This is a genomic window from Polaromonas sp. P1_F6 (assembly GCF_056405695.1).
Window position 1 is genome coordinate 704,867 of sequence record NZ_JBFUBQ010000003.1, and the last position, 10,823, is coordinate 715,689.

The window sequence follows — 10,823 nt, forward strand, 5'->3', positions numbered from 1 at the left end:
ATCAAGTTGACGAAACTAAAAAAGTGCACAAATGAACCTGCCACTGCCCGCCTCCTTCAATCCGGAACTCAGTTCTGACCGACTGCAGTCGGTTGCGCAATGGCTTCTGGATGAGCTGTACGCGACCGAGGATGATCTATCGCGTTCGACCGATAGCGGCTACACCCGTGGGTGCACGACGTTCGGTCGCCAGAGAAGTCGCATCCTCGCAGAGGCGCTTGCCGGCGATCACGCCTGGCTCGGCCTCTCCAACAGCAGCAATGACATCGTCTTTACAGTTGGCGGCGTGCCGTGCCGGTTCAGTAACGATGACCCATCGAACCCATCGAAGGACGCGGTTCTGACGGCCAATCGCTATCAACTGGACTTCCTGGAATTTGCCACCAAGGGCGAGCCCGGCCGGTTCTGCTTCGTCATCGACCGCGGGCATGACGGCTCCGCTGAGCCGAGGGTCGAGTTTATGGGCTTCACGCCCAGTGGCGAAGTTGCCTGCCGCTGGGTATCCGATACCGTGCGCGTACTGCGGCTCGAAGGCCAGCAATCTCTGGCGCCGACTGTCCAGGTCAGCAAGCCGCAAGTGGCACCGAAGCGGCGCGACGAAGGCGACGCGGCCACTGAAGCTATGCGATGAGCGAGTTCATTGGGACCAACCTTCGACTCATCCGCCTCTTTCATGATCTGTCGCTTACGGACCTGGGAGAGCAGGTCGGGGTGTCCAAACAGTTTTTGAGCCGCGTCGAGACCGGCGCCGAAATCGCATCCGCCCACTTGGAAGCGGCCCTTGCCGAAACGTTGGAAGTCCTGCCGGAGTTCTTCTATCGCATAGACCCGAATCCGATCGTCGACGAGCAATGTCACTTCCGGCGACAGCTGACCACCAAGGTCGCGTTGCGCCAAGTCGCGCGCGCCCGTGGCGAGATGCTCAAGCGGCTGGTGGGCGTACTGGACGAGCATGTCGAGTTGCCGCAGTACCAGGTCGGCGAGGCTGACGCCGAAACACCCGAATCTATCGAACGAGCGGCCGAGACGTTCCGGTCGCTGTTCGGTCTTGGCCTGGGGCCGCTGAGCAATGTCACGCGGATTGCCGAGAACGCGGGTGCCGTCGTCGTGCGGGTGCGTGGCCTCGCCCCGGAAATCGATGCGGTATCTTTTGCCACAAAACGGCCGCTAATTGCCTTGAACGGAGACGGTCGTTCGGCATGCCGGCAACGGTTTGGCATAGCCCACGAGCTCGGCCATTTCTCGCTCCACATCGGCGTTTTGACAGGTGACCGGCTGACTGAAACGCAAGCCAACCGGTTTGCGAGCGCGCTTCTGATGCCACGAAGCACGTTTGCCACCGAATGTCGATTGGCATTGCGAGGTACGCGCCTGAACTGGCCAGGCCTGTCGGAATTGAAACTTCGCTGGGGCGTCTCCAAGGCGGCGATCATTTTTCGCGGGCGCCAGCTCGGCGTGTTCTCCGACGACCAGGCGAGGGCGGGATATGTCGGCCTCAATCGGCATGGGGAGGCGCTGAAGGAGTCCGAGGATCACCTCATTCGTAATGAGGAGCCGGAAGTCCTCGTTGAAAGCTTGAAGGTGATGAGGGAGTACTTTGGCGTGCCGCAGTCCGCAGTTGCACGCGAGATGCGAGTGCAACCAGGGCTTCTGCAAACGCTGCTGGAATTGCCACAGGCCGAGCCGACGGGCAACGTCGTGAGTTTGCTGCGTTCGGCCAGAACTCTCAGTGAAACGAACATTCAATGAGCGGCGCCGCAGAGCACTACCGGGGCTACGCCGACTTAGCAAATGCCCAAATCGAAGGCACTGACTACAGAGTTCATGTCCGCCCGGTCGCGCATTCATCTGTCGCTGTCATTGCGCCGCATGGCGGCAGCATCGAGCAGTACACATCGGAGATCGCCTTGTCGGTGGCAGGTCACGACTTCAATCTCTATCACTTCGAAGGAATACGCCGCTCGGGCAACTATGCGGCCCTCCATCTAACCAGTCATAGGTTTGACGAGCCGCGGTGCCTTGCGCTCTTGTCCAAGTGTGACCATGTGGTTGCGGTCCATGGTTGCGGAGGTGAAACGCAAAAGGTACTTATTGGGGGGCGTGATGAATCGCTGAAGGCCGAAATCGCCCGAGCGATCTCGGATCTCGGTGTCGACACGCAGGTGGCGGATCACCCATTTCCAGCCACAGATTCCATGAACATTTGCAACAGAGGGCGGAGTGGCGCAGGTGTGCAGATTGAACTGACCATGCCTTTTAGGCTTCATGGACCACGTGATGCGCTCGCTGGCGCTATCCGTTCGGTTCTACTGGCATTGCCGGACCCTCTTGAAGCCGGAGGCCGGAGCCGATGACCGCCTTGTTAGCACGAGGATCCGACGGCGCCACTTGTACCGTGGGTCCAGTCATCGTCCGTAGTGTGGTCGGTCGTGGCCATCAGAATTTTGGCAGCGCACGAGCGTTCGCTCACAACTAAAACAACCAAGGGAAGATAGCGATGCCACTGACTGCCTACTCTATTTCTAGTGAAAAGGAGCTGGATGTCGAGCAACTGCTTGACCAGCTTTCCGCAAGAGCTGGGATCGGCCGCATCTCGCCAGAGGATCTACCGGATGCATGGCGCGCGCATATCCGCACTGACCTTGAATGTCCATGTTGCTTCGTGGTGGGTGCTGAAATTGTCAGGGAAGCTGTTTCGCGAACTTCAGGACGGGCCGTTCGGCAAGCCTGCTTCCGCTTTGCTGTTCCAGGTCACCAAGCCCACTGTGATTTCGCATCCAGCGAGAGGGCCAACGCAACGCCTGAGAACCTTGTCCCGTTTGGCGTCGCTAACTCCAACCTTACTCGGGCAGTCCGTGAATTGGTCTGCACAGGAATACAAGTCGGCACGTTCAACCAACGTTCCATAAGAGACATGCGCGAGTGGTTCTTTAACAAGAAGGCTGAAGCGCTTTTCGAAGTCACGCTCGATCCTCGGGTTCCGAAGTGGGTAGCTGGAATTTCGCGCACCACTGCCCATTCTTTCGGCCCCCTCCCGCTTGGTGTGGCGCTGACGGCGGAGATTGCGTCGGTGCCTGGTTTCGATTGGGTGTCGGAAGCGTCACGGAGACAGCGCGCGCGCCACCAAGAGATCTTGGATGCCATCCAGCAGCAGCGTCTTTGGATCCATGACACAGCAGACCGGATCGAATCCCTGGCAAAGCGCTACCAGGGGCAAGTGGTTTTCGACCCCTCTGTGCTTGCTGTTGAATATGGCAAGAGCCAAGCGCTGGCGTCGTTCATCTGCCGCAACTATGACCCCATCAAGCCTGGCAGCAGAAATGGGAGCATCGCTGTGAGCGTGCTGGCGCTGTCGGCGCTGCTTCTTTTTGTGAGCAATTGGGATCTGAACAGCGCTACCGCCACCTTTGCGGCGATTGCGGCGGCGGCAGGGCGCTCCGATGAAACCCTCGGCAACGTTATGGGCCTCAACCCATTTCATGATTACGACGCCTGGGATCGACTGAAACGGCTGCAGGCCCTGCGCATCGCAGTACCCGAAAACGACGATCCGAAAGCTGAACTTAAGCAGATCGAGATGGAGATTCGAAGCCAATTTCAAGGTTTGCCGAAGATGCTGCAAGCGCCGCTTGCGTGACCATCTGATCCTCAAAAATTGTATGTCGTTCAAATGCATTACAGGCGATCAAGAACTGATTTCCATCGACTTCGATGCAGGGGGTTGGGAAGAACTGCGGGTTCGAAACCGTAAAGATCGTGCGCTAAAGATGACGTGCTGCGGCGCAGACGTGACGCTTCGGCAAACGAAGCTCGGCACGCAGTACTTCGCGCATGCCAGGAAGGGGAGCTGCGCGGCTGGCACAGACCCTGCAGAGGTCATGTTGGCCAGGGAGGTGATTGCCAAGGCTGTGCGTCGGGCGGGATGGAAGTTTTCGGTCGAAGCGGCTGTTGTGTCGGGTAGCGAGGACGGTTGGATGGTCGACGTGCTGGCAAAGCAAGAGGGTGGCAAGCCAGTCGCGTTCAAGATTCAGTGGGGGCACTTGCCGCTCGACGAAGTGGCTCGCCGCCAAGCCGTATCTCAGGCAGCGGGAGTACGCGCTCTGTGGCTTATGCGGCAGCAGAGCATCCCTGTCGAAAAAGCTGCTCCGGCATTCAGGCTCAGCCATGATGTCGAGGCAAACATGTGCGTTGTTTCGCTACCTGGGCCGCACTACCATCCAGCTTTCGCCACCAGCAAGAACAGCGACGGTTCAGATCACTGGCGTCAACACATTGAGCTGGGCCGGTTTGTCGAGGGTTCGCTGGGCAGGAAACTACGCTTTGCGCCGCAAATTGGCCGCACCTTGCCGTTGGATGTGTGTGCAGCGTACACAGAGTGCTGGCGATGCAAGAAGACGACAGGCCTCGTCATCAACTTGTGCTTCGCTGCCAGCCGCGTGCTTGCCGGCGCCGCAGATGTCACCGCCAATATCTACGATTTTGATGATGAGGGCAGGGGGGCCGCCCTGTTGATGTCAACCTTGCCAGCCGAGACCCTTGCGGCCCATGGCATTGGAGCGATCAAGCCACGCCGCAGTCGCACCGTGGGTGAGACTTATCTGTCCAATGGATGCGTGCATTGTGATGCCTTGCAAGGTCGATTTTTCGACCACGAGGTCGCCTACGACGCGCAGCCTGTCTTTAGCGTCGATGTGCTCTTCGACGAACGGTGGACTTCGCACCTCGAGGATCGCGAAACCATCGACAAGTGGTGGTTTGATGACCGACCAGGCGAGAGCACCACATCAGCCGCTTCATAGGGCTCATCTTTCGGCGGTTTGGATGTGATGTGTGTTCTAAAGTAGCTAAAATGGCTCTTTTTGGCAGGGAGATGCGACGATGCAGGCCATGTCAGCCCGGGACGCGAAGAACTCGTTCGGCAAGTTGATTGATATCGCACGGGCGGAGCCCGTGGCTATCGAGAAGCATGGTCGGGCCGTGGTGGTGGTGCTCTCGATTGAGGCTTATGAAAGGCTGCAATCCGTCCCGGCCACTCCGGCCGAGGTGTGCCCTGTTGGCAGCCAGGGCGGGCACCCCGGCGCAAAACAGACTGCGAAAACGATTTCGAAATTGGTGGGCAAGGGCTGATGGGCACTAACAACAATGAGCTTCCGACTGGATGGGCCTGGGTCCGCGTGGACCGAGTTGGTGCTGTCCGACTGGGCCGTCAGAGATCCCCTGATAAGCATACTGGGGAGCACGCCACCAAGTACCTGCGCGCGGCGAATATCAAACCGGCTGGTCTTGACCTAACTGACGTGCTTGAGATGGATTTCACGCCAGCAGAACGCACGGTGTTTGCGCTACGCGCTGGGGATATTCTGCTGACCGAGGCGTCTGGAAGTTCGAGTCAGGTGGGACGTGCAGCTCTCTGGCGCGACGAGCTATCGAATTGTTGCTACCAGAACACGATTATCCGGTTCCGCCCGCACGCGACTCTGCCGGACTACGCGTTGGCGGTGTTCCGCCACTTCGCCGCTTCCGGGGTATTCGGGCGTGCTGCGCGCGGCGTGGGCATACAGCATCTCGGTGGCAGTCGATTTGCCGAGTTGCAGTTTCCGCTCCCGCCAATCAATGAGCAGAAACGTATTGCTGAAGCGGTTGACCAACGTCTTGCCGAGATTCGGCAGGCGGGGACCCATTTGCGATCAGCTTTGGACAGACTCGGCGCGCAGCGCAAAGAAATTTTGGCGGCGGCTGTGTCGGGCGAGCTCGTGGAAACGACGGAAGGGGGCGGTGATGATGTCACTGATGCTTCGGCGTTGTTGGCGCTGCTTCATCAGAAGCCCGGTGTTCCGCAGGGCACGCTGTTTGAACCCACAGCAGGAGTACCTGATGCTACGGAGGACGACTTCGGTCCTCTGCCTATCGGGTGGAGGTGGGCCAGGGTTGACGAAGTAGGTGAAGTCAGGTTGGGGCGACAACGCTCTCCAGAACACCATCACGGCGAGCACGTTCGGCCATACCTACGAGTTGCGAATGTGTTTGAGGACCGCATCGATATAAGTGATGTTCTTGAAATGAACTTCACTCCCGAAGAGTACCCCGTGTATGTTCTTGAACAGGGCGACATCCTTCTGAACGAAGGGCAGAGTCCAGAGCTTGTCGGTCGGTCCGCGATGTTTCGGGATGAACTGCCCGGGGCATGCTTCCAAAACACATTGATTCGCTTTCGAGCTGGGCCAGCTGCGGACCCAGAGTTCGCGCTGCTGGTCTTCAGGCACTACCTGCACTCGGGCCAGTTTCGCAAGATCGCCCGTGGATCCACCAACATTGCTCATTTGGGGTTGGATCGCTTTCGATCTATGCCATTTCCGCTTCCTCCCCTGGTCGAACAGTCCGCCATCGTCGATGAGGCGCGCCAACGCCTAGCTGTGGCCGACGCGCAAGAGCTTGCCGTGCGCGCGTCCATCGACCGGCTTCCAGAAATGGAGCGCGAGTTGCTTGCTGCTGCCGTCGCCGGCGAACTGGTGCCCCACCAATCAGATGATGAATCAGCGGCCAAGCTACTAGATCGCTTAGGCGAACCGTTGGAAGCCGCCGCAACACTGCCAGAAGTGGAAATAGGCCGCAAGTCAAAAGGAAACACCGTGAAGCCCAAAAGCACTCCGCCGAAGGCGAACAAGTCCAAAGTGCAGCTGAGCGCAGTTTTGCGAAAGGCCGGTCGCCCTCTGCCACTGCCGGAGCTATTCGCCTTGGCCGGCTTTGACCGTGATGAGCCCGAGCACGTGGAGTCGTTCTACTTGGCGCTTCGATCCGAGCTGGATCGAACGATTCGTCAAACTGGAACTGCCACAGAGAATGCTGTGTTGGAGGTCATCACCGATGCGCCTTAACGAAGTCACTATTGGTGAGTTCAAGAATCTGCGAAATTTGCGCGTAGATTTTGACGAGCAGTCGCCATATACGGTCTTGGTAGGGGAGAACGGATCGGGAAAGTCGAACCTGATCGAAGCTCTTTCACTCATCTTTCGCAATCTTGACCTTGATGTCGAAGCACCATTTTCGTACCACCTCAAGTACCAGTGTCGTGATCGAGACATCGAGATAAAGGCAGAAGGCGATCAGTTTCCGCGGTTTTGGATAAGGAGTAGAGCCGATAGTGAGTGCAAGGAGCTGACCAGGAAACGCTTCATGGCTGAGGATGACAGCGGGCGTCCCCTCTACCGGCCGGGCTTTGTGTTTGGCTACTACTCTGGCCCGAGTGATCGGCTGGCTTCAATATTCGAGAAGCACAGAGAGCGTTACTACAACTGGATTATCAAATCAGCAGAGCAGCGCGGTAAGGTGCGCGTTGTCGATCCCAACAATCTGCGTAGGCTTTTCTACGCACAGACGCTGCACGGACAATTTGCGCTCATTGCCTTCTTCATGAACGCGGCAGAAAACTCTGATGACGACAGGGAGTTTCTCCGCGAGCATCTTCAGATTGATGGGCTGGACAGTGTCCTGTTTGCTTTAAAGCGTCCGCCTTGGAAGCGTCGCGATGGTGACCCACGTTTTTGGGATGCAGTGGGTGAGGTGCAGGAATTCCTGAGTCGCTTGTATGACAAGGCGATGCTTCCAGCTCGGATGGACAGGCGCATTTCCGTTGATCTGACGAAGAACCCCGTCGTCGAAAACTTGTATCTCTTCCTGCCAAAGCCAGATGCACTTGAACAGGTGTTTGCGTCTTACGCTGATCAGTACGCGTTTTTCACGGCGCTGGAGAGTACGCATCTCTCGAAACTTCTCGGCGAAGTGAGAACGCGGGTTCGAATGACACCTTCTGCCGGCGGCGGCGAAGTCACCTATCGCGACTTGAGTGAAGGGGAGCAACAGCTGTTGCTCGTCCTTGGCCTGCTTAAGTTCACGGCACGAGATGAAGCATTGTTCTTGCTTGATGAACCCGATACTCATCTCAACCCAAGTTGGAGTACGCAGTACCTCGATTTTCTCGATCGCTTTATTCGAGGCCGTGACAGCTGCCACATCGTGATGTCGTCGCACGACCCCCTAGTCTTCGCGGGACTCAAACGTGATCAGGTGAGGATCTTTCGTCGCGATGCAGAGGGACGAGCAATCGCAGAGCTTCCGGACAACGACCCACGAGGAATGGGAGTAGCCGCGATCCTTACCAGTGACCTTTTCAGGTTGCGCTCAACGCTCGATCCGAAGACGCAGGAGGAACTTGACCGCCAGCGCATCCTTGCGATGAAAGAGGCGCTAACGCCCGAGGAAGAATCCGAGTTTCGAGAAATAAAGGCGCGGCTCAGAACCTTGGGTTTCGACCAAACCATTCGTGATCCCCTCTATGGTCAATTTGTGAAGGCCTGGACGGAACAGCAAGATCCAGCGTGGGCGGAATCTGTCCAGTTGACGCCCGAGCAGATGGAAGAACGGGCACGCTTGGCGGCGAAGATCGTCCAGCAGCTCCAAGCAGCTGAGGGCAGCTAATGCGATTCATTGATCTGGAAGAGCTCAAACCAAAAATACGCCATCTCATTCCGGCGCTCGAAGCGACGCGTGATGCGGTTCTTGCTGAGGCGGACCCGCAGCAACGCGCGTTAATCATCAATGCCAATCGAGCTCAATGGGTCGCGCTGCGCGCGGAGTTTTCGGCGTACTCGCACGGCAAGTGTTGGTACGTCGAATGCAAGAACCCTGGGACCGACGACGACATAGATCACTTTCGGCCAAAGCTCGGCGTCAAAGAAGACACTTCGCATCCCGGTTACTACTGGCTTGCGTTTGACTGGACGAATCTTCGCCTGAGTTGCCACCGCGCAAATCGTCCTCGCATAAATCCTGAGGGCGCAGGAACCGGTGGCAAAGGCGGCCATTTCCCCCTCATCCAGCCGGGTGGTAGAGCATTTACGCCGGCTCAAGGGAGGGGGCAGGAGGTTCCGGCTCTACTGGACCCTACAAACATTTTCGACGTCGCATTACTCACTTTTCGGCAGAGTGGAGAAGTGGATCTCTCACCTGATTTCAAAGGGCAGTCCGTTCCTGAAGCCAAGCTTGCTGCCAGCCGACTCATTTTGCACTTGGACTGGCCCGCTTTCCGCGAGGCCCGCGTCGTGCTCTATAACAACATTGAGCGGATTGTGGGCCGAGGCGAGAGAGAAGCGCCTCAAAATTTTAACGGGGATACCGCATGGAGCGATGCGTTCTCCGATGCGATACGTGATCTAAAGAATGTGATGAAAGCAGAAGAAGAATATTCAGCCGCGGCCAAAGTGTATGTTGAGTCGTTCAAGTACCTTTGGTGGGTGCGACTCATTGTGTTGAAGGTGGCATCATGAAAGCGAAGAGTACAGCTGCAACGGGTGAGGCGAGTGCTCTTGTCCGCAAACTTTGGCAATACTGCAGTGTCTTGCGGGATGACGGCCTTTCCTATCCCGACTATGTCGAGCAGCTCACCTACCTGCTATTCCTCAAGATGTCGGATGAGCAGGCGGGCGGCCCCGTTCCTGCCAAGTACGCCTGGGGATCGTTGGTCGATCTTGACGCGGAGGGCATGCAAGCGCATTACGTGCGTGTGCTTGCGGCACTGGGTGAGCGTGATGGAATGCTGGGTTTGATCTTCCGGAATGCAAAGAACAAGATCAAGGACCCTGCGAAGCTGCGGCTACTCATCGTGGATCTGATTGGCCAAACCGAATGGACCGGTCTCTCTAACGACCTGAAGGGTGATGCATACGAAGGCCTTTTGGAGAAGAATGCTCGCGATACAAAAAGTGGTGCGGGGCAATACTTCACGCCGAGGCCGTTGATTGATGTCATTGTCGAATGCGTCAATCCTGTGCTGGGCGAGGTCGTTTGCGATCCGGCTTGCGGCACAGCCGGGTTCTTGCTCGCTGCTCATGACTATTTGAAGCGAACGAATCCACTCATGACGCGAGCGCAGCAGAAGCGGCTGGCCACGAAGTCGATTCGGGGCGTCGAACTGGTTGAAGAGGTTGCGCGCCTTGCCACCATGAACCTTTTGCTGCACGGCGTTGGTGGGAACGCGGAGTCAGAATTACCCATCACTTGCACCGACAGTCTGAAGCATCCACCAAAGTTTCAAGCGGATGTTGTGTTGACCAATCCGCCCTTCGGAGTGAAGGGCAGCGTGACGTACACACAAGACCAAAGAGGCAATCGTAACGAAGATAGTCTTACCATCGTGCGCCCTGATTTCTGGGTGCAGACCGCGAACAAGCAGCTTAACTTCCTCCAGCATATCGTTGCTCAATTGAAGCCCGGCGGACGCGCTGCAGTGGTGGTGCCGGACAACGTCCTCTACGAGGGCGGAGCCGGCGCTGTCATCCGTCGTCGGCTACTCGAAGAGTGCCGTCTTCACACACTTCTCCGTCTACCTGCCGGTCTGTTCTATGCCCAAGGGGTGAGAGCGAACGTCCTTTTCTTTGACCGCCGACGCGCGCGAGAGAAGCTCGGTCCTTCAGAGCACCTGTGGATATACGAACTGCGAACGACCAAGCGCTACTCGCTCAAAACCAAGCCGTTGGTGCGGGAGGAGCTTGACGAGTTCTTGTCTCTCTTTCGATCAGACGCTGTGCGCAATGACGCTAATAGCGAGCTGACGCCGAGTGGGTCTGCATCGCGCTCCTACCGCGTCACCGACATCTTGAAAACTGAAGACTGCTTGTGGGACATGGCTTGGTCTGACGAGTCAAGCGAGAAGCGTCAACCCGGCCTCGCCAGGCTTGATGAACTATCCCGACTTGTCGCAGACGATTTGCAACGAGCGCTTGCGTTGATCAGCAAGCCAAGGGGTAGCAGCTCTTAACTGAATCTCC

General features: G+C 57.4%; 10 protein-coding genes. All 10 read left to right on the top strand.

All coding sequences use genetic code 11. The features are described from left to right. The first annotated feature begins 31 nt into the window (after positions 1–31). The 10 genes from AC1DY9_RS12950 to AC1DY9_RS12995 all read left to right on the top strand — a co-directional run bounded on the left by AC1DY9_RS12950 (position 32) and on the right by AC1DY9_RS12995 (position 10,813). Complete coding sequence (locus AC1DY9_RS12950; RefSeq protein WP_477666687.1) at positions 32–631, top strand: hypothetical protein; 600 nt, start codon at positions 32–34, stop codon at positions 629–631. Continuing rightward, positions 628–1,749 carry an ImmA/IrrE family metallo-endopeptidase gene (locus AC1DY9_RS12955; RefSeq protein ID WP_477666688.1) on the top strand — a complete coding sequence of 374 codons (1,122 nt, stop codon included), beginning with the start codon at positions 628–630 and terminating at the stop codon, positions 1,747–1,749. Before AC1DY9_RS12950 ends, AC1DY9_RS12955 begins: the two co-directional genes overlap by 4 nt. Further along, positions 1,746–2,354, top strand: a complete 609-nt coding sequence (locus AC1DY9_RS12960; protein WP_284406346.1) for a poly-gamma-glutamate hydrolase family protein — start codon at positions 1,746–1,748, stop codon at positions 2,352–2,354. Before AC1DY9_RS12955 ends, AC1DY9_RS12960 begins: the two co-directional genes overlap by 4 nt. A 143-nt stretch (positions 2,355–2,497) precedes the next feature. Continuing rightward, positions 2,498–3,637, top strand: coding sequence for a hypothetical protein (locus AC1DY9_RS12965; RefSeq protein WP_477666689.1), 1,140 nt, complete (start codon positions 2,498–2,500; stop codon positions 3,635–3,637). Then, positions 3,630–4,799: a competence protein CoiA family protein gene (locus tag AC1DY9_RS12970; RefSeq protein WP_477666690.1), complete on the top strand. Its 1,170-nt coding sequence runs from the start codon at positions 3,630–3,632 to the stop codon at positions 4,797–4,799. Before AC1DY9_RS12965 ends, AC1DY9_RS12970 begins: the two co-directional genes overlap by 8 nt. A 79-nt stretch (positions 4,800–4,878) precedes the next feature. Then, a complete protein-coding gene (locus AC1DY9_RS12975) occupies positions 4,879–5,127 on the top strand; it encodes a type II toxin-antitoxin system Phd/YefM family antitoxin (RefSeq protein WP_477666691.1) in 249 nt (82 codons plus the stop codon). Positions 5,128–5,306: 179 nt separating this feature from the next. Further along, on the top strand, positions 5,307–6,875 hold the full coding sequence (locus AC1DY9_RS12980; RefSeq protein WP_477666774.1) for a restriction endonuclease subunit S: 1,569 nt from the start codon (positions 5,307–5,309) through the stop codon (positions 6,873–6,875). Continuing rightward, entirely contained in the window at positions 6,865–8,475 is a 1,611-nt protein-coding gene (locus AC1DY9_RS12985; RefSeq protein WP_477666692.1) for an AAA family ATPase, read from the top strand. Before AC1DY9_RS12980 ends, AC1DY9_RS12985 begins: the two co-directional genes overlap by 11 nt. Beyond that, on the top strand, positions 8,475–9,323 hold the full coding sequence (locus AC1DY9_RS12990) for an HNH endonuclease family protein (protein ID WP_477666693.1): 849 nt from the start codon (positions 8,475–8,477) through the stop codon (positions 9,321–9,323). The genes AC1DY9_RS12985 and AC1DY9_RS12990 overlap by 1 nt, the downstream gene beginning before the upstream one ends. After that, positions 9,320–10,813 (top strand): class I SAM-dependent DNA methyltransferase, encoded by a 1,494-nt coding sequence (locus AC1DY9_RS12995; RefSeq protein ID WP_477666694.1) that lies wholly within the window; start codon positions 9,320–9,322, stop codon positions 10,811–10,813. The genes AC1DY9_RS12990 and AC1DY9_RS12995 overlap by 4 nt, the downstream gene beginning before the upstream one ends. Positions 10,814–10,823: the final 10 nt, after the last annotated feature.